The sequence below is a fragment of the Streptomyces sp. NPDC033229 genome, from assembly GCF_055576875.1.
Map to the genome: position 1 here is coordinate 1 of NZ_JBVIQR010000027.1, position 21785 is coordinate 21785.

General features: G+C 71.8%; 24 protein-coding genes. 16 read left to right on the forward strand and 8 right to left on the reverse strand.

Annotated elements, in window-relative coordinates; translation table 11 throughout:
- A partial coding sequence (locus ACZ53N_RS23005; protein WP_469142789.1) for an IS5 family transposase occupies positions 1-620 on the reverse strand: 620 nt, incomplete at its 3' end.
- 143 nt (positions 621-763) lie between these two features.
- Here ACZ53N_RS23005 and ACZ53N_RS23010 point away from each other — a divergent pair.
- Positions 764-1066 (forward strand): group II intron maturase-specific domain-containing protein, encoded by a 303-nt coding sequence (locus tag ACZ53N_RS23010; RefSeq protein WP_469142693.1) that lies wholly within the window; start codon positions 764-766, stop codon positions 1064-1066.
- A 627-nt stretch (positions 1067-1693) separates the two neighbouring features.
- On the forward strand, positions 1694-1900 hold the full coding sequence (locus ACZ53N_RS23015) for an acyl-CoA carboxylase epsilon subunit (protein ID WP_469142694.1): 207 nt from the start codon (positions 1694-1696) through the stop codon (positions 1898-1900).
- A 34-nt stretch (positions 1901-1934) separates the two neighbouring features.
- Here the strand turns inward: ACZ53N_RS23015 and ACZ53N_RS23020 are convergent, their stop codons facing one another.
- Both ACZ53N_RS23020 and ACZ53N_RS23025 read right to left on the reverse strand, forming a co-directional pair.
- Positions 1935-3134 carry a hypothetical protein gene (locus ACZ53N_RS23020; RefSeq protein WP_469142695.1) on the reverse strand — a complete coding sequence of 400 codons (1200 nt, stop codon included), beginning with the start codon at positions 3132-3134 and terminating at the stop codon, positions 1935-1937.
- 219 nt (positions 3135-3353) lie between these two features.
- Positions 3354-3593, reverse strand: a complete 240-nt coding sequence (locus tag ACZ53N_RS23025; RefSeq protein WP_356453008.1) for a chaplin — start codon at positions 3591-3593, stop codon at positions 3354-3356.
- A 340-nt stretch (positions 3594-3933) separates the two neighbouring features.
- On the opposite strand from ACZ53N_RS23025, the gene ACZ53N_RS23030 reads away from it, so the two are divergent.
- From ACZ53N_RS23030 to ACZ53N_RS23045, 4 genes are all read left to right on the forward strand, one after another.
- Positions 3934-5181: a styrene monooxygenase/indole monooxygenase family protein gene (locus tag ACZ53N_RS23030; RefSeq protein WP_469142696.1), complete on the forward strand. Its 1248-nt coding sequence runs from the start codon at positions 3934-3936 to the stop codon at positions 5179-5181.
- Between the two features lie 25 nt (positions 5182-5206).
- Positions 5207-5704, forward strand: coding sequence for a fluoride efflux transporter CrcB (gene crcB / locus ACZ53N_RS23035; protein ID WP_469142697.1), 498 nt, complete (start codon positions 5207-5209; stop codon positions 5702-5704).
- Positions 5701-6045 carry a fluoride efflux transporter CrcB gene (crcB, locus tag ACZ53N_RS23040; protein WP_469142698.1) on the forward strand — a complete coding sequence of 115 codons (345 nt, stop codon included), beginning with the start codon at positions 5701-5703 and terminating at the stop codon, positions 6043-6045. The genes crcB (ACZ53N_RS23035) and crcB (ACZ53N_RS23040) overlap by 4 nt, the downstream gene beginning before the upstream one ends.
- Before the next feature lie 120 nt (positions 6046-6165).
- Positions 6166-6291 (forward strand): hypothetical protein, encoded by a 126-nt coding sequence (locus ACZ53N_RS23045; RefSeq protein ID WP_469142699.1) that lies wholly within the window; start codon positions 6166-6168, stop codon positions 6289-6291.
- An 8-nt stretch (positions 6292-6299) separates the two neighbouring features.
- Here the strand turns inward: ACZ53N_RS23045 and ACZ53N_RS23050 are convergent, their stop codons facing one another.
- On the reverse strand, positions 6300-7196 hold the full coding sequence (locus ACZ53N_RS23050) for a LysR family transcriptional regulator (protein WP_469142700.1): 897 nt from the start codon (positions 7194-7196) through the stop codon (positions 6300-6302).
- Between the two features lie 86 nt (positions 7197-7282).
- On the opposite strand from ACZ53N_RS23050, the gene ACZ53N_RS23055 reads away from it, so the two are divergent.
- From ACZ53N_RS23055 to ACZ53N_RS23075, 5 genes are all read left to right on the forward strand, one after another.
- Positions 7283-7987 carry a succinate dehydrogenase cytochrome b subunit gene (locus tag ACZ53N_RS23055; RefSeq protein ID WP_469142701.1) on the forward strand — a complete coding sequence of 235 codons (705 nt, stop codon included), beginning with the start codon at positions 7283-7285 and terminating at the stop codon, positions 7985-7987.
- A 1-nt stretch (position 7988) separates the two neighbouring features.
- The gene (locus tag ACZ53N_RS23060; protein WP_469142702.1) at positions 7989-9935 is read left to right on the forward strand and encodes a fumarate reductase/succinate dehydrogenase flavoprotein subunit; all 1947 of its coding nucleotides are present in this window, start codon (positions 7989-7991) and stop codon (positions 9933-9935) included.
- A 79-nt stretch (positions 9936-10014) separates the two neighbouring features.
- Positions 10015-10767 carry a succinate dehydrogenase/fumarate reductase iron-sulfur subunit gene (locus tag ACZ53N_RS23065; protein WP_469142703.1) on the forward strand — a complete coding sequence of 251 codons (753 nt, stop codon included), beginning with the start codon at positions 10015-10017 and terminating at the stop codon, positions 10765-10767.
- A 200-nt stretch (positions 10768-10967) separates the two neighbouring features.
- On the forward strand, positions 10968-11420 hold the full coding sequence (locus ACZ53N_RS23070) for a Scr1 family TA system antitoxin-like transcriptional regulator (RefSeq protein ID WP_469142704.1): 453 nt from the start codon (positions 10968-10970) through the stop codon (positions 11418-11420).
- Positions 11417-11626, forward strand: a complete 210-nt coding sequence (locus ACZ53N_RS23075; RefSeq protein ID WP_469142705.1) for a DUF397 domain-containing protein — start codon at positions 11417-11419, stop codon at positions 11624-11626. The genes ACZ53N_RS23070 and ACZ53N_RS23075 overlap by 4 nt, the downstream gene beginning before the upstream one ends.
- Positions 11627-11638: 12 nt before the next feature.
- On the opposite strand, the gene ACZ53N_RS23080 is transcribed toward ACZ53N_RS23075, so the two are convergent.
- From ACZ53N_RS23080 to ACZ53N_RS23090, 3 genes are all read right to left on the reverse strand, one after another.
- Entirely contained in the window at positions 11639-11875 is a 237-nt protein-coding gene (locus tag ACZ53N_RS23080; RefSeq protein ID WP_469142706.1) for a hypothetical protein, read from the reverse strand.
- A 177-nt stretch (positions 11876-12052) separates the two neighbouring features.
- Positions 12053-12721 carry a lipoprotein gene (locus ACZ53N_RS23085; protein WP_469142707.1) on the reverse strand — a complete coding sequence of 223 codons (669 nt, stop codon included), beginning with the start codon at positions 12719-12721 and terminating at the stop codon, positions 12053-12055.
- 44 nt (positions 12722-12765) lie between these two features.
- On the reverse strand, positions 12766-13290 hold the full coding sequence (locus ACZ53N_RS23090; protein ID WP_469142708.1) for a hypothetical protein: 525 nt from the start codon (positions 13288-13290) through the stop codon (positions 12766-12768).
- Between the two features lie 96 nt (positions 13291-13386).
- Between ACZ53N_RS23090 and ACZ53N_RS23095 the strand changes: the two genes are divergently transcribed.
- A complete protein-coding gene (locus tag ACZ53N_RS23095) occupies positions 13387-14319 on the forward strand; it encodes a phosphotransferase (protein ID WP_469142709.1) in 933 nt (310 codons plus the stop codon).
- Positions 14320-14395: 76 nt separating this feature from the next.
- Positions 14396-16528 carry an FUSC family protein gene (locus tag ACZ53N_RS23100; protein WP_469142710.1) on the forward strand — a complete coding sequence of 711 codons (2133 nt, stop codon included), beginning with the start codon at positions 14396-14398 and terminating at the stop codon, positions 16526-16528.
- A gap of 168 nt (positions 16529-16696) precedes the next feature.
- On the opposite strand, the gene ACZ53N_RS23105 is transcribed toward ACZ53N_RS23100, so the two are convergent.
- On the reverse strand, positions 16697-17296 hold the full coding sequence (locus ACZ53N_RS23105; protein WP_469142711.1) for a TetR/AcrR family transcriptional regulator: 600 nt from the start codon (positions 17294-17296) through the stop codon (positions 16697-16699).
- Positions 17297-17389: 93 nt separating this feature from the next.
- Here ACZ53N_RS23105 and ACZ53N_RS23110 point away from each other — a divergent pair, with 93 nt between their 5' ends.
- The 3 genes from ACZ53N_RS23110 to ACZ53N_RS23120 all read left to right on the forward strand — a co-directional run bounded on the left by ACZ53N_RS23110 (position 17390) and on the right by ACZ53N_RS23120 (position 21553).
- A complete protein-coding gene (locus ACZ53N_RS23110) occupies positions 17390-17917 on the forward strand; it encodes a PH domain-containing protein (protein WP_469142712.1) in 528 nt (175 codons plus the stop codon).
- Positions 17914-19473 carry a PH domain-containing protein gene (locus ACZ53N_RS23115; protein WP_469142713.1) on the forward strand — a complete coding sequence of 520 codons (1560 nt, stop codon included), beginning with the start codon at positions 17914-17916 and terminating at the stop codon, positions 19471-19473. The genes ACZ53N_RS23110 and ACZ53N_RS23115 overlap by 4 nt, the downstream gene beginning before the upstream one ends.
- 313 nt (positions 19474-19786) lie before the next feature.
- A complete protein-coding gene (locus tag ACZ53N_RS23120; RefSeq protein ID WP_469142714.1) occupies positions 19787-21553 on the forward strand; it encodes a sigma-70 family RNA polymerase sigma factor in 1767 nt (588 codons plus the stop codon).
- The last annotated feature ends 232 nt before the right edge of the window (positions 21554-21785 follow it).

Sequence of the window (21785 nt, forward strand, 5' to 3'; positions counted from 1 at the left end):
GTGGCCACCGCGCGGTGCCGTTTCAGCCGGTTGATCCCGCACTCCACCGCGTGGCGCTCCTTGTAGTCCTCCTTGTCGAAGGCCGGCGGCCGGCCGCCTCGGGAGCCGGGCTTCTTGCGGTTGCGTACCTGGTCGGCCTTCTCCGGGATGGTGCATCCGATCCTGCGTCTGCGCAGGTAGGAGCGGTTCACGCGAGAGCCGTAGGCTTTGTCGGCACGAACCCTGGCCGGTTTGGTGCGCGGTCGTCCGGGACCGGTGCGGGGGACGCGGATGCGTTCGAGGACAGGCTGGAACTGCGGACTGTCGTGCCGGTGCCCGGCAGTGTCAGCAGCGACAGCGGCTTCTGCCCCTGCTCCGTCGCCAGGTGTCTTCGTGCTCAGTCCGCCCCGGGAGCGTCCGAGGCCATGGTCATCCGGCTCGGTGTCGATCCCGCCGGGAGGCTCGCGCTGCAGATCCCTTTTTTTACGCGCACCGGCGGCGTGCTGGTGGGCACGGCAGACAGTCGAGTCCACGCTCACGTCCCAGGTGATCAGGCCCTGTGCGTCGGCCTGGACCTGCAGTTGCTCCAGGATCCGCTTCCAGGTGCCGTCGCGCTGCCACCGGCGGAACAGGTCGTAGATCCGGTCCCACGGGCCGTATCGCTCAGGGGCGTCCCGCCACGGGGGGGCCCGCTCGGGTCCGCCACCGTATGCCGTCGATCAGCTGCCGACGTGTCCACGTCCGCGACCTGACGAACAGAACATCACAGCAGAACCCCAGGGACGTGCTGATCAGGCTCAACCAGATCATGCGCGGCTGGGCCAACTACTTCAAGCACGCGGTCTGCAAAGCCGCCCTGAGCTCCCTGGCCAGCTTCACGTGGCATCGGGTGATCAGCTGGTGGATGGCGCTGCACCGCTGGAAGTGGAAGGACGTCCGCCGACGCTTCACCGACCGCAACGGACGGTGGCAAAAGCTCTCGGCGGACGGGATCGAACTGTTCGACCTCCAGGCGGTGACGGTCACCCGCTACCGCTACAGAGGCAACACGATCCCCAACCCCTGGACCCGCCCCAACCACGCCTGAACGGCAGAGTCCGTGGAGAGCCCGGTACTCGGAGACGGGTACGCCGGGTTCGGCGAGCGGCACGGAGAAACGGACCGGCGGCAACACCGGCACCGCGCTCCGTGCCGACTCAACAGGCCCCCCGCATCCGGAATGAGTGCGTCCGGTGAATACGCGGGCGAGCCATTGAGATGGAGGCCATGACGGCGACAAAGGCGCTGGTCAGCACGGCTTACCAAGCAGAGAAGATCAGCGCCTTCTAAGCGCTTGGCCGCAGGTTCGAGTCCTGCCGGGGGCGCTCCGTTTCCACCGCACGCCCCTCCCCCCGGGAGGGGCGTTTCTGCTGGTCAGGGGCACCTTGGCGAAGACGGCGCAGCAGCCGCGTAAGCGCCGGGGAGGCCTGTGACGGCCGTGGCCCATGAGGCGGCGCGCCCGACCTGCGGGCCGATCCGCCCGACCTGCGGGCCGATCGATTCGCACACCTCGGCTGCCATCGTCGGCGCCGACGGCGGTCCTGCCGGAGGCTGTCAGCGGCGCCCCATCGAGGCTCGAGCGGTCTCCCATGGTCGCGTGCGCATGATGGGCCCCGAGGCGTCAGATGGCCCCGCGGTTCTCGCGGGGCCCGCCGCGTGGGGGGTGGGGACAGCGATGAGCAGCGATTACCTCGTCCGTGTCGAGCGGGGCCGGGCGAGCGAGGAGGAGGTCGCGGCCCTCACGGCGGTGCTGCTGGCCCGCGCCGCCGCGGCCGGGAGCGGCGGCCGGGGGCGGGGCGGCGGCCATCGCGCCTCCTCGGCGCGGTGGCGGCGGCTGGAGCGTACGCAGGGCTTCCGCGCCCCGCACAGCTGGCAGCGCTGACAGCCGGTCAGCCGGTCAGCCGGTCAGCCGGCTGTCAGTTGCCTTCGTAGTTGGTCAGGACGCAGCCGTTGACCAGTGCTTTCTCGAAGCGGTAGCCCTCGGGGGCGGTGAAGCCCTCCTGGCAGTTCAGGTGGAGGAACTGCGCCTGGTAGAGGCCGTTCCGGTGCGCCGCGTTGTTGGTCTCGACCGCGACGTTCTTCCCGACGAGGACCATGCTCCGGGTGGCCCTGTACCGGCCGCCGTTCTCCCGGAGCTCCTTCAGTTGGGCGGCCTTGGCCTTGGTCTGGAAGGTGATCATGTCGTCGACCTTGTCGAGCCAGGACAGGTCGTGGGCCCGGCGCTCGCCGGCCGGGTAGCCGCACATGCCGCGCTCGCCGACGCCCCACATCTTGTGGTCGCCCTCGATGGCGGGCAGGTAGTCGATGGAGGAGATGGACACGGTCTCGGGGTCGGTGGAGAACTGCTCGCAGCCGAGTTCGTGGTGGACGAGCTTCTTCAGCTCGGCGAGGCTGCCGGCCTCGGCGAGGCCGAGGCCGTCCTCGGGCTTGCGTCCTTCCTTGGGGCGGGCGCTCTCCCCGCGTTCCCGGCCTTCCTCCTCGGGGCTTTGGTGGTTCACGCTGCCCTTGCCGTCCTGGCTGTTGACGAAGTCGCTGAGGACGCAGTACTCGACCAGCGCCTTCTCCTTCTTGTATCCCTTGGGGACGCCGAAGCTGGGGTTGCAGGTGAGAATGCGCAGCCCGGACTTGGCGAGGGCCATCGCCGACTCGGTCCTGCTCGGGACGACGGCGAAGTCCTTGCCGACGAAGACACGGCTGAAGAGCCCGTAGTCGCCCTTCCCGCCGGCGATCGCGTCCGAGACGTGCTTCTTGTAGCCCGTCTGGAACTCCTTCATGTCGGAGGTGCGGTAGACGACGATCTCGCCCCCCTCGCGCCGGTCGCTGCACACGCCCCGCTCGGTCACGGACCAGGCCCCGGGCTTCGCCGGGTCGTCGGAAGGCATGCGCTGGTCCGCGGGTTCCGTGCTCAGCTGCTCGCACGAGGTGTGGCGCTGGACGTACTTCTGCGCCTCGCCCAGCGAACCGGCGGACGGCGGCCCGGTGTCGGGCCCGGCGGAGTTGGTGCTGTTCGTCGAGGCCGGGAACGCGTGGCCGTCGTCCTTGCCGCCGTCGCAGGCGGCGGTGGTGACGAGGGCGGTGAGGGCGGCGGTCGCGGCGAATATCCGCTTGATGCGCATGTGTTGCTTCCGTCGAGGGAGAGAACGCTCCGGAGAAGCGCTCCATGACGTGCGCATGCTAATGCGGTCGGCGGGGGCGGACGGACGCGCGCATGCGTGTGGCGCCCGCCGACGAGGTCGGGGGCGCCACACGAAGCGTTCCGGGGCCGGGGCGGAAGGGACCGAAGAGAGCGAGCCCCGCCCGGAGCCGCCGGGATCACTCCCGGCCCGCCTGAAGGATCAGGCGTTGACGCAGGTGTTGCCCGACGTCGGGTTCAGCAGGGCGATGATGTCGATGGTGTTGCCGCAGAGGTTGATCGGCACGTGGATGGGCACCTGGATGACGTTGCCCGAGATGATGCCCGGTGACCCGGCGGCAACACCCTTGGCGCCCGAGTCTGCGACGGCGCCGCCGCTGAAGCCGGCGAGAGCGGCGCCCATGGTGGCGGTCAGGACTGCTGCCTTGGCGATTCGTGACATGGGGAGACACCTTTGCTTCGTCGTACGGGGAGGAGCTCCCGGCCGGTGACGGTCGGGAGCCGGATAAACGCCCAAACCTCGCAAAGGTTTCGTACGGCGCGCGGATGGGTGACCGAAGCGGGGAGACGCCGCCCCTCGTGACGGCGGCGGACGGGGGCGCGCGCCATCTGTACAGCGCGCGCCGGGCCCCGCTACAACGGGGTGCGGGCGTGGCCCCACGGGGTCCCGGGCGGGGCACCTGACGGGGCACCTGACGGGGCACCTGACGGGGACGGACCGGCAATGGACCGGCAATGGACCGGTATCAGCACCGGAAACGGGACCGGCAACGGAGGCAGCGATGCGAAGGATCGCGATCGTCGGAGCGGGGCAGGCGGGGCTGCAACTGGCCCTGGGGCTGCGGGCCGAGGGGGCGTACGAGGTGACCGTCGTCACCGACCGGACGCCGGAGCGGATCCGGGCCGGGCGGGTCATGTCCACGCAGCTGATGTTCGGCCCCGCGCTCGCCCTGGAGCGGGCGGCGGGCCTGAATCTGTGGGACGACGCGGCCCCGCCCGTGGAGGGCATGTCCATGGCCTCGATCGACCCGCCGGGCGCACGGATCCGCTCCCTGGCAGCCCGCTTCGACACGCCCGCCCGGTCCGTCGACCAGCGGGTCAAGACGGCGCGCTGGCTGGAGCTGTTCGAAGAGCGCGGTGGCCGGGTGGAGTACCGGGCCGTCACCCCGGCGGACCTCGCGGACCTGGCCTCGGCCCACGATCTGACGGTGGTCGCCTCCGGCCGGGGCGCCCTCGCCGAGACCTTCGCGCGCGACGACCGCCACAGCCCGTACGACCGTCCGCAGCGCGTTCTGGCCTGCGTCTATCTGCACGGCGTCGGGCGCGGCCCGGACCTGCCCGGCCCGCACGCACGGCTCTACTCCGCGGGGGACGCGGGCGAGTTCTTCGTGCTGCCCGCCCTGGTCGCCGAGGGCCCGTGCCACATCCTCTTCTGGGAAGGGCACCCCGGCGGGCCGCTGGACTGCTGGCAGGACCGCCCGGACCCGGAGGCGACGCTGAAACGGTCGCTGGAGCTGCTCCGGCAGTACGCGCCCTGGGAGTACGAGCTGTGCGCGGGGGCGGAGCCGACGGACGCGGGCGCGGCGCTCTTCGGCGCCGTCACCCCGACGGTCCGCCGTCCGGTCGCCGAGGTCGCCCCGGGTCGGCACGTGCTCGGCATGGCGGACGCGGTGGTACTCAACGACCCGATCACCGGGCAGGGCTCGAACAGCGCGGCCCGCTGCGCGGCGGGCTATCTCCGGTCGGTCACGGACCGGGGCGAGGGGCCCTTCGACCGGGCGTGGATGAGCGGGACGTTCGCGGCGTTCTGGGAGCACGCGCGGCACGTCACCGCCTTCACCAACCTCATGCTGGGCCCGCGGCCCGAGCACGTACGCCGCGTGCTGACGGCGGCGGCCGACCACCCCGAGATCGCCCACCGTTACGTGAACGGCTACGCGGATCCGGCCGGCTTCCCGGACTGGCTGATGGACCCCGACCGCGCCGACGCCTATCTGGCGGCGATCGGGGCCGCTACGGTGCGGCGGTAGCCTGGGGCCGTCTTTACCAGAAGAGGTGCACGTGGACCGGCCCGGACCAGCGGAGACGATCGAGCCGATCGATCCCGACGTCGAAGCCGAGGACGTGCGCGGCACGGTCCGCGCACACTGGCCGGTGCTCTGCGCGGTCTCGGCGGGCGGCGGACTGGGCGCCGCCGCGCGCTACGGCGCGGGCCTCCTGTGGCCGACGGCGAGCGGCACCTTCCCATGGACGACGTTCGGGATCAATGTCGTCGGCTGCGCGCTGATCGGCGTCGTCCTGGCCGTGGTGACCCGGCTCGCCGCGCCCCACCCGCTGCTGCGGCCTTTCCTCGCCACGGGGATCCTGGGCGGCTTCACCACGTTCTCCACGTACGCGGTGGACATCCGGCAGCTGCTGACGGACGACCGCACGGCGACCGCCCTGGCCTATGCGGCCGCCACTCCGCTCGCCGCGCTGGCGGCGGTCTGGGCGACGGCCACGGTGACCCGCCGCCTGCTCGACCGTGTGACACGCCGGGAGGCCACGGCGTGACCTGGCTGTTCGTCATCACCGGCGCGATGATCGGTGCCCCCCTGCGCTATCTCACCGACCGCGCCGTCCAGTCCCGCCACGCCTCCGCGTTCCCCTGGGGCACGTTCACGGTCAACGTCATCGGCTCCCTCGTCCTCGGCCTCCTCACCGGTGCGACGGCCGACGTCCATCTGGCGCTGGGTACGGGCCTGTGCGGGGCGCTCACGACGTACTCGACGTTCAGTTACGAGAGCCTGCGGCTGGCGGAGGAGGGAAGGCGCGGGTACGCGGTGGCGAACGTCGTCGCGAGCGTGGCCTGCGGCCTGGGCGCGGCCTGCGCGGGGGCGGCGCTGGTGGGGTGAAGGCAGGGACCTTCACTCGAACGTGCGCTCCCCAGACCCCTGCCGCCCGGCGTCCTGGCCGAGGTGGAGCGACTCGCTACCGAACTCGCCGCGCCCGGCAGGGATGCGGCGAAGGTGGGTATGCCCGATCGCAAGGAGTGCGGCCTGCGGCAGCTCCATATCCTCGGCGGACATGGCCTCGTCAGCTTTCTGGTGGTCGCCCGGGACAGCTGCGTGTACGTCGTCAACGTCACCTGGACCGGCTGACCCCGGCATCATTCGCCGCGCTCCGCCCCCAAGTGCTCCAGCAGCACCCGCCGCAGCTCGCGTGCCGCGCGGGGCGGGGTCGCGTCCTTGCGGTGGGCGATCGCGATCGTGCGGCGCATGCGGGGGTCGTCGAAGGGCGTGACGCGCAGGCCGGAGCGGGCCGCGACCATGCCGGGGACGACGGCGAGGCCGAGACCCGCGCGGACGAAGCCGAGAACCGCGTCCATTTCACCACCCTCGACCGTGAACGACGGTTCGAAGCCGGCCGCTCGACACGCCGCCGTGGTGATCTCGCGCAGGTCGTAGCCGCGGCGGAACATCACCATCGGCAGCTCCCGCAGGTCCGCCACCCGTAGCGCCCGGCGCCGGGTCGGGGCGGGCGCGGCGGGGTCGGAGACGGCGACCAGGTCCTCGTGGAGGAGTTCGGTGGTCGCGAGGGCCGGGGCGCCGACGGCCAGCGGGGTGATGATCAGGGCGAGGTCGAGTCCGCCGGTGGCGAGGGTGCGGACGAGGTCCCGCGAGCCGCCCTCGTCGATGAGGAGCTCGATGCCGGGGTAGCGGGCGTGGTACGTGCGCAGCACGTCCGGCACCAGGCTCGCGCACAGGCTCGGCGGCGCGCCGAGGCGCACCCGGCCGCGGCGCAGCCGGGCGACCTCCTGGACCTCGCGGTGGGCGGTCTCGGTGTCGGCGAGGATCCGCCGGGCGAGCGGCAGCAGCGCCTCGCCCGCGTCGGTGAGCGTGATGTTGCCCCGGGCCCGGTGGAACAGCTCGGCGCCCATTTCCCGCTCCAGGGCCCGGATCTGCTGGGAGAGCGACGGCTGGGCGACGTGCAGCGCCTCCGCGGCCCGGGTGAAGTGCCGGACTTCGGCGACGGTGGCGAAGTAGCGGAGCTGCTGGAGTTGCACCCGTCCAGCATAGATAGGCACGGCCTATGGAAACCAGGTCCATCATGTCTTGGACGGATGGAGAGCGGCTGCCTAGCGTCTCACCCATGGCACTGGCGACCCGGACGGAGCGGCCTCCGTCCCTCATCGGCACCGTGTGGCACTCGACCGTCGGCAAGAAGGCGGTCATGGCCGTCACCGGTTTGATCATGCTGGCGTACCTGGTCGCCCACATGATGGGCAATCTGAAGGTGTTCTTCGGGGCCGGGGAGTTCAACCACTACGGGCACTGGATCCGCACCGTCGGCGAACCCTTCCTGCACCGGGAGTGGTTCCTGTGGGCGGCGCGGGTGGCGCTCAGCGTCTCCGTCGTGCTGCACGGCGTGACCGCGTACCAGCTCAGCCGCCGCGACCGCGCCGCCCGCCCGGTGAAGTACCGGCGCAAGCCGCGGCGCGCGAGCTATGCGACCCGCACGATGCGCTGGGGCGGGGTGATCCTCGCCCTGTTCATCGTCTGGCACATCCTCGACCTCACCACCCTCACCGTGAACCCCAACGCCCAGCAGGGCCGCCCGTACGAGAACCTCGTCGCGTCCTTCGACCGTCCGGCCGTCACGGCCTTCTACATCGTCGCCATGCTCGCCCTCGGCCTGCACATCCGGCACGGCTTCTGGAGCGCCGCGCAGACCCTCGGCGCCGGCTCCCCGCGCCGCGACCGCGCCCTGAAGTTCCTGGCCAACGCCCTGGCGGCCCTGCTGACCTGTGGTTTCCTCGCCCCGCCCGTGGGCGTCCTGACGGGAGTCGTGAGCTGAGATGTCCGAGTACGTGCACTACGGTGTCGGCGCGCCCCTCACCGACACCAAGGCCCCCGAGGGCCCGATAGCCGAGCGCTGGGACCGCCGCCGCTTCGACGCCAAGCTCGTCAACCCCGCCAACCGCCGCAAGCACACCGTGATCGTCGTCGGCACCGGTCTCGCGGGCGGCGCGGCGGGGGCCACGCTGGCCGAACAGGGCTACCGCGTCGTGCAGTTCTGCTATCAGGACTCGCCGCGCCGCGCCCACTCCATCGCCGCCCAGGGCGGCATCAACGCCGCCAAGAACTATCGCAACGACGGCGATTCCATCCACCGTCTCTTCTACGACACCGTCAAGGGCGGCGACTTCCGGGCCCGCGAGGCCAATGTGCACCGCCTCGCCCAGGTCTCCGTCGAGATCATCGACCAGTGCGTGGCCCAGGGCGTGCCCTTCGCCCGCGAGTACGGCGGGCTGCTGGACACCCGCTCCTTCGGCGGCGTCCAGGTCTCCCGCACCTTCTACGCCCGTGGCCAGACCGGGCAGCAACTGCTCCTCGGCGCCTACCAGGCGCTCACCCGGCAGATCGCGGCGGGCGGCGTCGAGATGCACCCGCGCACCGAGATGCTCGACCTGATCGTCATCGACGGCCGGGCGCGTGGCATCGTCGCCCGCGACCTGGTCACGGGCGAGGTCTCCAGCTACTTCGCGGACGCCGTGGTCCTGGCCTCCGGCGGTTACGGCAACGTCTTCTACCTCTCCACCAACGCCAAGAACTCCAACGCCACCGCCGCCTGGCGCGCCCACCGGCGTGGCGCGTACTTCGCCAACCCCTGCTTCACCCAGATCCACCCGACCTGCATCCCGCGCTCGGGCGACCACCAGTCCAAGCTGACGTTGATGAGCGAGTCGCTGCGCAACGACGGCCGCATCTGGGTCCCGAAGGCGAAGGGCGACACCCGGCCGGCGGCACAGATCCCCGAGGACGAGCGCGACTACTACCTGGAGCGGATCTACCCCGCCTTCGGCAACCTCGTCCCGCGCGACATCGCCTCCCGTGCCGCGAAGAACGTCTGCGACGAGGGCCGTGGCGTCGGGCCCGGCGGCCAGGGCGTCTACCTCGACTTCGCCGACGCGATAGCCCGAATGGGCCGCAAGGCCGTCGAGGAGAAGTACGGCAACCTCTTCGAGATGTACGAGCGGATCACCGCCGAGAACCCGTACGAGGTGCCGATGCGCATCTACCCGGCGATCCACTACACGATGGGCGGCCTCTGGGTCGACTACGACCTCCAGACCACCGTGCCCGGCCTCTTCGCGATCGGCGAGGCCAACTTCTCCGACCACGGCGCCAACCGGCTCGGCGCCTCGGCCCTCATGCAAGGGCTGGCCGACGGCTACTTCGTCCTCCCCGCCACCATCAACGACTACCTCGCCCGCCACCGGCACGAGCCGGTCGACCCCGGGCACCCGGCGGTCACCGAAGCCGTCACCGACGTCACCACCCGGCTGCGGCGCCTGCTGGCGAACGACGGCGACCGCACCCCCGACTCCTTCCACCGCGAGCTGGGCGAGCTTCTGTGGGACGAGTGCGGCATGGCCCGCACCGACAGCGGACTGCGCAAGGCGCTGGACCGCATCCCGTCGTTGCGGGAGGAGTTCTGGCGGCGGATCAAGGTTCCGGGCACGGGCGAGCAGCTCAACCAGTCGCTGGAGAAGGCGAACCGGATCGTCGACTACCTGGAGCTCGCCGAGCTGATGTGCCTGGACGCCCTGCACCGCACGGAGTCCTGCGGCGGCCACTTCCGTGAGGAGAGCGCGACGCCGGAGGGCGAGGCGGCCCGCAAGGACGAGGAGTTCGCCTACGCGGCGGCGTGGGAGTTCACGGGCACGGGCACCGCGCCCGTACTCCACCGGGAGCCGCTGGCCTTCGAGTACGTCCACCCCACCCAGCGGAGCTACGCGTGACGGTGTTCACCCGGGGGACAGCCCCCGGCACCCCGGCCGAGCCCCGGCACCCCGGAACCCCTTGTGCGAGGCATACGACATGAAACTCACCCTGCGCATCTGGCGCCAGACCGGACCCGACTCCGCCGGTGCCATGACCCGTTACGAGGTCACGGGCATCTCCCCGGACATGTCCTTCCTGGAGATGCTCGACCACCTCAACGAGGAGCTGATCCTCTCCGGTGACGAGCCCATCGCCTTCGACCACGACTGCCGTGAGGGCATCTGCGGCGCCTGCGGCATGGTCATCAACGGCCAGGCGCACGGTCCCGAGCGGACCACCACCTGCCAGCTCCACATGCGGCACTTCTCCGACGGCGACACGATCGACGTCGAGCCGTGGCGCGCGTCGGCCTTCCCGGTGGTCAAGGACCTGGTCGTCGACCGCTCGGCCTTCGACCGCGTCATCGGCGCCGGCGGCTACGTCTCCGTCCCCACCGGCGCCGCGCCCGACGCCCACGCCACGCCCGTCCCGAAGCCCGTCGCGGACCTCGCCTTCGAGCACGCCGAGTGCATCGGCTGCGGCGCGTGCGTCGCGGCCTGCCCGAACGGCTCGGCGATGCTCTTCACGGCGGCGAAGGTGGTGCACCTGAACGTGTTGCCGCAGGGCGCCCCGGAGCGGGAGTCGCGCGTACTGGACATGGTCGGCGCGATGGACGACCAGAGCTTCGGCGGCTGCACGAACACCGGCGAATGCGCGACGGCCTGCCCGAAGGGCATCCCGCTGTCGTCGATCGCGACGATGAACCGGGAGTACCTGCGGGCGACGCTCAAGGGCGGGGCGCGACGGTAACTCCGTCGGCGGTCGGAGGATGACCGTGCCCGTCCCGCGAGTGGTGGGCTGCTCTCGCGGGACCGGCGCCACGTCCCGCCACAGCGCCTCGTACTTTGTGAATCGCCGCACCCCGCAGCGCCCGCACTCTTGGGCTGCCGCCCGGTCGGGGAACACGTGCGCGCAGGGCCGCGCCGCCGCCATCAGTGCACCGCCCGGTGGTGGCGGCCCATGGCCGCGATCCACCCACGAGCGGCCACGCGGTCGCCCGCGCGCGACGTGAGCACGTAGGCCGCCTTGATCAGGCGGCACTCGGGACAGGGAACCGGGCGCGGCTGCGGGCTGCGGGCCGGCGGCCGATCGGCGGCAGCGACATCTGGCGAGCTCAACTGTGCGCATTGGCCGATTTCGCCGATGACTCGGCGGCCATCCTGCAGATTCTCCCCTTCGAGCATGGGGGACATGCCTTGCTGGGTGACCATCTGGTGCTGTTCACCTTGGACGACGACACCACCATCGCCTTTGAGGAGAGCGCCACCACGACTGAGTCGCTGGAGGATCCGGATCGTGTGAGGCGCCATTGCCGGGCTTACGAAATGGTCGGCGCTTGCGCTCTATCACCCAAGGCATCCACCGAAATGATCAACGCACACGTTAAGGAGCTCGCCTCATGACCTGCGTCAGCCAACCATCCGCCGCGTGGGTCAAGTCCAGCTACAGCACCAATGGCGGCAACTGCCTGGAGTGGGCCCCCACCCACATACCCACCGGCACCGTCCCCATACGCGACAGCAAGAACCCCGACGGCCCCGCCCTGCTCTTCTCCGCCAGATCGTGGCGGGCGTTCATCTCCGTAGTGAGCGAAGGTCGACTCAGCTAGAGCCCGCCGGTCTCACCGCACAGTGCCGCCGCCGTGGTAGTTCGGTGGTGGTTGGTAGATGTCGGGCGGACGAGGCGGGTCGGGGAATGGGTGTGAGTCGAAGGGGCTGGAAGAGCTTTCCCCATCGGGGGCCTTCACCGTCTCGTCAACCTCGAACGCACCTATGACCGCAAGGGCCACCGAAACGACGACGGCGGCCAGCAACATGGCGACGATTCCCCGCACCGCGCCCGGGGCGGCCTTCCGCATCACACCCGCTCCTCCGCTTGCGTTCATCCGACGGGGGCTCTCCTGAGGCTACGACAACGCCCGGGCGCAACAGGGGCACATGCGGCAATGATCATTGCCTGCTGCGGATGCCGATTACGCCGGCACCGCTCAATCCGATCGACGAACTGAGCGGGACACACCGGTAATTCGGGTACCTCAGGTGGCGGGGAGCAGGGTCTTCTTGGCCAGTTCGTAGGCCGGGAGCATGTCCTTGTACTCGGCGCCGTCGAACGCGGTGAGGTGCAGGACCACCGTGCCCTTCGGGGTCGTCATCGCGAGGGCCCGCTGGGGAGACGGTTCGTCCAGCAGCGGGCTCGACTCCTTGTACGTGACCTCCGCGGCGGTCAGGCCGCCGACCTTGGTTTCGCTGAATTCCTGCCCGCTGACGCGCTTCTCCTCGGCCATGAACGCGTCCAGGACCTGGCGCGGCGACTTGTCGGTCCGCGCCGCGGTCCACACCCGCATATTGCCGAGCAGGCCCGCCGGCTTGGCGTCGACCACGCAGGCGGCCGTCACCGACGTGCGGTCGTTCAGCTTGGCCAGCATCTTCGCCTCCTCGGCCGAGGACGCCGCGGGCTTCCACCCCTTCGCCACCTCGAACGACACCGGAAGCTCGCAGGCCGTACCGGCGGTGCCTATCCGGGCGGCGTCCTTCTTCCCGACCGCCTTTCCGGCGTCATTCTTCCCGGCGTCCTTCCCGGTTTCCTTCGCCGCGCCGGCCGAAGCCTTGGCAGAGTCGCCGCTCTTTCCGTCAGCGGACGAGCAGCCGGTGAGCATGCCGACCGAGAGCATCGCGGTCGCCGCAGCCCACGTGAGTTTGCGCATGTGTTCTTTCCTCGCCAAGTAGAATCAACCGCACAAATTTAGCCCTATCGGGTCGGCGCACCCAAACGGCTTTTCCCGCGTCCGCCGACGCGGTCCAGATCGCGGGCGAGATGCGCGCGGCGCAAGCCGTTCTCGCGCAGATTGCGACGGTCCTCGGCGGTGTCGTACATGAGCTGGGTGTGGAAGTAGTTCACGTGCTCCAGCACCGCGAACAGCGCGAAGCAGAGCCCCGGCACACTGCCGCTGCCGGGATCAGAGACCGTCGCCCACAGGGTGAACAGCACCCCCGCCGCCAGCACCGGCATGTTGATCACGCGGAGGGCCGCGAAGGCCCGGAGGCCCGGCAGGGGCGTCCCCGGGGCCGCGAGCCGGCGGAGCTTGGCCAGCCAGTACGCGGCGCCCTCCACGAGGAAGAGCGCGAACAGCGCGAAGCCCACGGCGTTCGCCGCCGTCACCGGGAAGCCGGTCACCCCGAACCAGAGCGCGGCTTGCAGGGGGATGTTGAACAGTTCGAGGGCGACCAGCGACCGCAGACGCCGCCGGATCCAGGCGCGGGAACGGTTGTCCATCCGGTGATCATGTCAGCAGCCGTACCGCGTCGAGGCGGCCCGGGGCCTGGGGAAACCTCGTCGACACCGCGTCGCTCCCCCGGGCAGGATCGTTCCATGGCGAACCCGAACTCACTCAGCAAGCGTGCCCAGGAGGCCGTAGACCTCGCGACCCGGGCCGGGAAGCGGCTCGGACTGCGGGCGGACGAGCCGCGCGTGCTGCACGACGTCTTCAACGTGCTGGTTCATCTCGCGCCGGATCCGGTCGTGGTGCGGGTGCCGACGCTCGCGCTCGCGTCCGCCGGGGAGCAGGCGGTCAAGCAGCGGCACGAGCTCGCCGTGGCGGGGTGGCTGGCCGACAGCGGGGCGCCGGTCGTGCGGCCCAGTCCGCTCGTGCCGCGTGAACCCGTCGAGTTCGAGGGCAGGTCGCTGACCTTCTGGGAGTTCGTCAGCGAGGCGGACGCCGACGAGAGCCAGTCGTTCGAGGACCGCTTCGCCGAGCAGACCGGCTGGGCCGCCCGGCTGCACGGCCTGCTGGCCGGGTACCCCGGCGAGCCGCTGCCGACGCTGGCGCCCCTGGTGCCCGCGCTGAAGCCGGCGCTCGCGGAGCTGAAGAAGCAGCCGCAGTCGCTCACGACGGCGGAGCTGGACCGGGCCGAGCGGGAGTACGCGGTGCTCGAAGCGCTCGTCAGCGATCTGTCCGCGTACTTCCCCGACGCCCGGGTGCAGACGCTGCACGGCGACTCACCGTCCTACAACGTCCTGCGGACCGCTGACGGCTATGTCTTCAACGACTTCGAGGACGTCACGCGCGGGCCCGTGGAGTGGGACCTGACGCTCGTCGGCCCGCGCGGGGTCGAGGCCTACGAACGCGCCAGCGGCACGCGGGTGGACCGGGCCCTGCTGGACGTCATGGAGGGCGCGCGGATGCTCCAGGTGGTGGGTGCCCTGGCGCTCGTGCCGCGCATGCCGGAGCTCGGCCCGATGCTGGAGCCCGTCGTCGACCAGTGGCGGGCCCGGACCCCGCTGTCCCTGCCCGGCCTCGCCTGAAAGCCCGATATGCCAGCGCAAACAAACGGTCGGTCACATTCCGATTAGTTGCGGTCAGGACCGTAAGCTCGACGGCATGACCTGGTCGAAGGCGCTGAAGGACACCGTCCGCACCGGGCTGACGGTCGAGCGGACCAAGTTGCAGCCGCTGGTCGCGGTGCGGGGTGCGGCCGGGGTGGCGATCGTCATCGGGGTCGTGCTGTGGCTCGCCACGCCGACGTTGGCTGTGTCGTCGGCGTTCGGGGCGTTCGCCTCCGCGCTGGTGACCTTCCAGCGGTCCTGGCGGCCACGGCCCGTGCTGGCGCTCGCGGTGGCGGCGGGGCTCGCGATCAGTACGTTCCTGGGGTACATGGCCGCCGCCGACCACCTCGCGTTCGCGGTGCTGCTGGCCGTCTGGACGCTGCTCGCGGGGATGGCGTGGGCGGTCGGGCCGGTGTCGGGGATGGTCGCGACGCAGACCGTCGCGGTCATGCTCATCACCGTCACGCTGCCGACGTCCGTCGCGGGGGCGCTGCTGCACGCCGGGATCATCGTCTGCGCGGGCGTGGTCCAGGCCGCGCTCATCGTCCTCTTCCCCATCAGACCCTGGGGCCTGCAGCGCGACGCGCTCGCGGACGCGCTGGCCGCCGAGGCGGACTACGCGCGCCGGCTGCGGCACGACCCGGTGGCGCGGTTCGACGCACAGCCGCTGATGGACGCCCGCAGCGCCGCCGAGCTCACTCCCCGCCAGGCCCGGAACCGGCCCCGCCAGTTGGGCGGGCCGCGCGGGGTCGCCGAGCGGCTGCGGCCGGTGCTCGCCTCGCTGGCCGACCCCGTCGTGGGGGCGCCCGCCGAGGGGCCGGAGCGGGATCACGTGCGGGATCTGCTGGCCGCCGCCGCGACGGTGCTGGACGCGGTGGCGCGGTCGATCCGGTGGGGCAGGCCGGTGCGGCTGCCGCAGGAGGTGATGGCGGTCCTGGAGGGGGCCGAGTCCGGTTCGATGCTCACCGGGCCCGCCCGCCGCTCGGCGCTGCGGCTGATCGCGCTGCTCGCGGACGCCGTGGAAGCCACGGACGAGCCCGTCAAGGAGGCCCCGCCCGCCAACGGGGACCAGCCCGCCAAGAAGTCCAGGAACTCCGGGGAGAAGGAGCCGTACCGCCATCTGCTGCGGCCCACGGTGCCCCGGCTGGTGCCGGTGGGGTTGCGGGCGCTGCGGCGGGAGGCCCGCTGGTCCTCGGCGATCGGACGGCACGCGGTGCGGGTCGCGGCGGTCTCGCTGGCCGGGTACGCGCTGGGCAGCGCGTTGCCGCTGGGGCACGGTTACTGGGCGCCGATGACGTCGGTGATGGTCATGCGGCCGGACTTCGGCCAGACCTATTCGCGCGGGGTCGCGCGCTTCGTCGGGACGCTGGTCGGAGTGTTCGTCGGCGGCCTGGTGATGGCACTCGCCCACCCCGGCCCGTGGGTGTGCGCGGCGCTCGCCGTGGTCTGCATCGGGCTGATGTATCTGCTGATGCGCACCGGCTACAGCGTGGCCTCGGCGTGCATCGCCGCGTATGTCGTCTTCCTGCTCGGCATCGCGGGCGAGGGCTGGTCGCAGACCGTGGAGGAGCGGGTGGTCCTGACCCTGCTGGGCGGGCTGCTCGCGATGGCCGCGTACGCGCTCTTCCCGGCCTGGGAGACGCCCAAGCTGCGCGACCGGCTCGCGGACTGGCTGGCCGCCAACGGCCGCTACTCCCTCGCGGTCCTCGACACGTTCGCCCGCCCCGCCGACCGCAAGCCGCGCCGGGTGCGCGAGGCGCTGCTCGATGCCCGGGCCGCGCGCCAGGCCTGGGACGACGCGGTCGCCCGCGCCCAGCGGGAGCCCGTACGCCACCGGGGGATCTCGCGCAGCGCGGAACGGGGCGCGGAGGCGGCGCTGGCCACGATGGGGCGGACGACGATGCTGATGGAGGCGCACCTCCCGGACCGCGACGCCACCCCGTCCAAGGAGGCCGAGGACTTCGCGGCGGCCCTGCGCACGGCCCTGCCGGACGCCGTCACGGCCATCCGGGAGCGGCGGGAACTGGACTGGTCGGGCCCCCTCCAGGCATACGCCGCGTGGCAGGCGCGGGTGGACGACGAGGGGGTGGCGGTGCGCGCCGCCGAGCTCCTCGTGGACGCCCTCGACGAACTCGCGGGCGCCCTTTCCCGCGGCCCCGGCGGCCGCAACCGGGCCGCTCGGCGCTAGGGCCTGTCCGGCCGGATCACGGGGGCGCACCGGCACCACCGCTGCGCGGCGGTGTCCTCAAACGCCGGACGGGCTGGTAATGGCTGAGCTCAGCCCAAATCAGCCCGTCCGGCGATTGAGGACGCGCCCGCAGGGCGCCCGCCGCCGCAGGCGGCACAACCCCAGCGGCTATGCCGTGAACAGCCCCTCCAAATGCGCGTCCACCAAGCGGAGCGCCTCCGCCGCGGAGACGACCTCCAGCAGGGTGTAGTTCGTCAGGCCGTCGATCAGTGCGATCAGCAGCATCGCCTCGGTGTCGGGGTCGCGGTCGTCGGCGACCTCGCCCCGGGTGACGCCCTCCCGGATCTGGTGGGCGAAGAGGCCGCGCAGGGCCGGGATGCCCTCCTTGGCGTGGCGGCGCAGGCGTTCGTCGTGGACGGCCCGGACGAAGTAGGCGATCTGGACGAGGTTGCCCGTGCGGCTGTTGTCGTCCAGGGGCAGCATCTCCACCGCCGATTCGCGCAGGATGTCGCGCGGGGCGGGGGCCTCGGCCAGGGCGTGGACGCGCTCGCCGATGCGGCGGGCCGCGAGGGCGCTGATGTGGTCGAGGGCGAAGACGAGCATCTCGTCCTTGCTGGAGAAGTAGTGCTGCAACTGCCCCAGCGAGATGCCCGCTTCGGCCGCGACGTCGCGCAGGCTGGCCCCGTCGAGCCCGCGCTCGCTCGCGATCACCCAGAGGGCCTCCGCGATCTTCTGGCGGCGTTCCTCATGGTCCACCCGCTTGGGCACGTGGCGCCCCTTCCTCATTTTTACAGGTCAAGTGTATTGCTATAGCTTAACCCCTGCCAATACGATTGACTTGCAAAAGATACGGGGGCGGTCATGGTCGAACACCGGCACCACACGCGCGTCAGGCTCCGGCCGCCGCGCAACAGCGTCGATCCCCGCGCCCGGCGCTGGTGGACCGTGCAGTCGCTGGTCACCGTCAGCGGCCCGCTGCTGCTGATCGCCCTCACGCTGTTCATGCTGTCCCTCCTCTTCTTCCCCGGCGCCCTGCTCTGGCTCGGCCCGCTGCTGCTCGCCGTCCTCGTGCTGCCCGCGCTGGCGTACACGCTGGCCATGCCGGCCTGGCGGTATCGCGTGCACGCCTGGGAGCTGGGGGACACCGCGGTCTACGCCGCGAGCGGCTGGTTCTGGCAGAAACGCCGCATAGCCCCGCTCTCCCGCGTCCAGACCGTCGACACCGCGCGCGGCCCCATCCAGCAGTACTTCGGCCTCGCCACGGTCACCGTGACCACCGCCTCCACGGCAGGCGACGTGAAGATCGCGGGCCTGTCCGACGCCGACGCCCGGCTGCTGGCCGAGCGCATCACCGCCGCCGCCCGCGCCGTCCCGGGGGACGCCGCGTGACCGGGCGGGACATCGATCGGGGCACCGGGCGGGACCGGGACAGGGACGGCTGGCGGTCGCTCGATGCCCGCACCCTCCTCGTGCACTGCGGCTGGCTGGCCGCGCCGCTGGGCTCGCTGGCGCTCACCGCGCTGGCCACCGGCGGCGAGCTGGATCTCCGCGGCTGGCTCACCCTCGGGGTCATCGGGGTCGTCTTCGCCGTCATCACCTCCGCCGGGTTCGTCACGTGGTCGCGCACCCGTTACCGCGTCACCGACGATTCCCTCGAACTGCGCACGGGCCTGTTCACCCGGCGGCTGCGGTCGATCCCGCTGCGCCGCGTGCGCAACGTCGACCTGACCGCCAACCCCGTGCAGCGCGTCCTGGGCCTCACGGTCCTGCGGGCGGGCACGGCCGGTTCGGCGGGCGGCCGCAGTGAGCTGTCACTGGACGCCCTGTCGCGGCCCGAGGCCGTGCGGCTGCGGGCCGAACTCCTCGCCCGCGCCGGGGCCGTGAGCGCCCAGGACCCGGTGCTCGCCACCGCCGATCCGCGCCGACTGCGCTACGCGCCGCTCACGTTCTGGGTGTTCGGAGGTGTCTTCGCCGCGTTGGGTGCCGTGTGGAGGGTGTTCGACGGGATGGGGATCAAGCCCTGGCGGATCGGCTTCGTCCGCCGGTCGTTCGAGGAGTTCGGCCACAGCGCGCTGTGGCTCACCGTCCCGCTGGCCCTGCTCGCGGTGGTGGTGATCGGCGTGATCGGCTCGGTGCTGCTCTACGTCGAGAACTGGGGGCGGTACCGCCTGGAGTGGACCGATCGGGAGACCCTCGGCGTCCGCCACGGACTGCTGACGACCCGTTCCGTCTCCATCGAGCGGGCCAGGCTGCGCGGGGTGGCCCTGCGCGAGCCGCTGCTGCTGCGCGCGGGCGGCGGGGCGAGCGTACGGGCGGTCGCGGGCGGTCTCGGCAACCGCGAGGAGAACCGCAAGCGCAGCGCCGTCCTGCCGCCCGCCTCCCGCGCCGAGGCGCTGCGGGTGTGTGCGGGGGTGCTGGGCGAGGAGGTCCCGACGGACGGGCTGCGTCCCCACCCGCGAGCGGCGCTGCGGCGCCGGGTCGTGCGCGCGCTGATGTGGTGCGTCCTGCCGCCGACGGTGGCGCTGGCCGTGCTGGGATGGCTGCTCACGCCCGTTCTGCTGTACTGCGCGGCGGGTTACGCGCTGCTCGCGACCCCCCTCGCCTGCTATCTCGCCCGCGACGCCTACCGCGCGCTCGGGCACGCGGTGCGGGGCCGGTATCTCGTGGTGCGGTCGGGCACGTTCGGCCGGGAGACCGTCACGCTGCGCCGGGACGCGGTGCTGGCGTGGACGTTCTCGGACACGCCCTTCTCCCGCCGGTCCGGGGTGGTCACCGTGACGGCCGGGGTGGCGGCGGGTGAGGACGGATATCGCATCCGGGACATGTCGGCCACGGAGGCGGCAGGCTTCACGGACACGGCGACGCCCGGGATCGTGACGGAGTTTCTGGACCGGTCGCCCTTCGACGAACACCCCCGCAACGCAAGTGACGAGACGCGCATATAGGGCACACCGGTGCAGGTGAGGCGCACGTGAGGTGCTTCACATCGGGCTCGCGACGGACTGATCCACAAGCCATCGACGGGCCCGGCCCCGCGCGCCGTCCATCTTCCAGAAACCCGCCCTGAGCTGGACGTTCGCCGCGAACCCGCACCCTCGCCCGGCAACCGCGGCCCGTACGCCGCCACCCGCGCGCACCCGCCGTTTCGATCTTTCCGCCCGAACCGATCTCCACATTCTTGTTATTGGATGAGCGGCTTCGGGTCTCCCATGTGTCGGGACGGCAATCGACTCAGGTGCGGAAAGAGGTGGACGGGGCGTGCAGAGTGACAGCGTGAGCGCGGCCGTGATCGAGGCGGCGCGTGCCGGGAACACCGCCGCGCAGGACGAACTCGTCGCCGCGTACCTGCCGCTGGTCTACAACATCGTCGGCCGCGCGCTGAACGGGCACGCGGACGTCGACGACGTGGTCCAGGAGACCATGCTCCGCATGATCAACGGCCTTGACGGGCTGCGGGATCCGGCCTCGTGCCGGTCGTGGCTCGTCGCGATCACGATGAACCAGATACGCAGCCACTGGCGGGACGGACAACGCGAGGAGACCCCCGTGGGCGGACTCCAGGAGGTCGGCCGCGAAGTGCCGGACCCCGGTGCCGACTTCGTCGACCTCACCATCGTGCGACTGGGCCTGTCGGGCCAGCGCCGCGAGGTCGCGGAAGCCACCCGCTGGCTGGACGACGGGGACCGGGACGTGCTGTCCCTGTGGTGGCTGGAGGCCGCGGGCGAGCTGACCCGTGCCGAGGTCGCCGCCGCCCTGGACCTCTCCCCGCAGCACACCGCCGTGCGCGTCCAGCGCTGCAAGGCCCAGCTCGACGTCGCCCGGGGCGTCGTACGGGCGCTCGCCGCCACCCCGCGCTGCCAGGAGCTCGCCGAACTCCTCGCGCCCTGGGACGGCACCCCCTCCGCGCTGTGGCGCAAGCGCCTCGCCCGGCACACGCGCGGCTGCGCGGGATGCGGTGGCGCCGGGGCGTCCCTGGTCCCCGCCGAGGGGCTGCTCGTCGGCCTCGGCCTGGTGCCCGTCCCGGGCGCGCTGCTCGGGTGGTGGGGCGGCGGCGCCGTGCTCGACACCCAGCCGGTGGCCTTCTCCTCGCCCCCCGACCCCGCGCCGCACACCGGCCCCCACACCGGTCCGCACGCCGATCCGCAGCCCTCCGTCCTCGCGTCCCCGACACCGGAACCGTCCCCGATACCGAATCAGGCCGCTATGCCGAATCGTTCCTCCATATCGAATTCCCCGCACCAGCCCTCCGCTCCCCGCAGTCACCGCGCCCGCCCCCGCCGCACCGCCGTACGGGCGGGGATCGGGGCCGGGGTGCTCGCCCTGCTCGGCGGCGCCGCGCTGGGCGGCTCGTACCTCTTCTCCGACTCCTCCGAGAGCACCGAGCCGAAGGCCGCGAGCGCCCCCGGCCAGGCTGTGCCCTTCGGGGACCGCACCCCCTCACCGATCGAGACCGGCGCCTCGGCTTCCGCCAAGCCCTCCCCCTCCCACAGCCCGTCGGCGTCCAAGAAGCCCTCGCCCAAGGCCTCCCCCTCGGCCAAGTCGGCGGCGCCCGAGCCGAGCGCCACGACGTCGAAGCCGGGGCCCGACACCGTCCCGGCCCGCCCGAAGCCCAAGCCGAAGCCGGCCACCGGCACCACGGGCGGCGGCAGCACCGCGCAGCAGGTCGTGGCCCTCGTCAACGAGGAGCGCGCCAAGGTGGGTTGCTCCCCGCTGACGAGCAACGCCCAGCTGACCACGGCCGCCCAGCGGCACTCGGACGACATGGCCGCCCGCGACTACATGGACCACACCAACCCCGACGGCCAGGGCCCGGGCGAGCGGATCACCGCCGCCGGTTACCGCTGGAGCACGTACGGCGAGAACGTCGCCGCCGGGCAGAGCGGCCCGTCGGCCGTCATGGACTCCTGGATGAACAGCTCCGGCCACCGGAAGAACATCCTCAACTGCGCGTTCAAGGAGATCGGCGTGGGCGTCGCCTCCGACTCCGGCGGCCCGAAGTGGACGCAGGTCTTCGGCGCACGCTAACGCTTGGCCTTTGGCTTTTGGGGCCGTGGCATCAGCACCACCGCTGCGCGGCGGTTGTCCTCAAGCGCCGGACGGGCTGGTTTTGGCTCAGCCGCAACCAGCCCATCCGGGCTGATGGGACGGCCTCAGCCAACAGCCGCCCTTGCGGCGGCACTTGCCGACCCGCTAAACAGAGGCGTGAAGCCCTCCCCGCACAGCCCGGCCGCAGGCCACGGCGCACGGCGCGGCGGCG